At 76.7% G+C, this 587-nt stretch carries 1 pseudogene; it reads right to left on the bottom strand.

Going from position 1 to position 587, the window contains the following annotated elements:
• Positions 1-483 (bottom strand): annotated as a pseudogene (locus tag HV786_RS27205) (flagellar biosynthesis protein FlhF); the annotation flags it as partial.
• Positions 484-587: the final 104 nt, after the last annotated feature.

Here is a 587-nt window from a genome sequence, read left to right as displayed (position 1 = left end):
GGCGTAACCCCGCGGCGCGTGGTAGGCGGTCGCGGGCGCGGCGACCATTGCGGCAGCCGCAGGCGCGACGGACGCGGCCATGCGCTCGGGCATGGCGTGTTCCTGCGTCATGCGAGCGGCCGGCGCGGGCACGGGGGCTGCTGCGGCCGAAGGACGGATCGGCGCAAGCGGCGGCAACTCGACGCGTATGGGCGCGGCCGGCTGAGGCGCGGCCGGCTGAGGCGCGGCCGGCTGAGGCGTGGCCGGCTGAGGTGCGACCTGCTGATGCGCGGCGTGCTGAGACCCGACCTGCTGAGGCGCGGCCGCCACGGCGGCGGCGGGCGCAGCCGTTGCCGAACCCGGTATCGCAGAAGCCGGCGCGAAGTCCATCGGCGATGCCAACGATTCCGACGCGGGCTGCGCGGAAGCCGCATAAGCGGATTGGTAGGCGGCAATGGACCGCGCCGGCGCCGCGTAGCTGGCCGGCGACATGGCAGGCGACATGGCGGGCGACATCCCCGGCGGCATGGCCGGCATGTTGGCCGGCGCCCCTTGCGGCCGCCCCATCCCGGCAGGCGCGCCGAACGACGGCGCCGCGGGCGGGCGCT

Origin of the sequence: Achromobacter mucicolens, assembly GCF_902859725.1 — a bacterium.
In the GTDB taxonomy this organism is placed as follows: domain Bacteria; phylum Pseudomonadota; class Gammaproteobacteria; order Burkholderiales; family Burkholderiaceae_B; genus Achromobacter; species Achromobacter mucicolens.
Note: the sequence above shows the minus strand (reverse complement) of the source record. Positions and strands in the feature narration are given on the sequence as shown.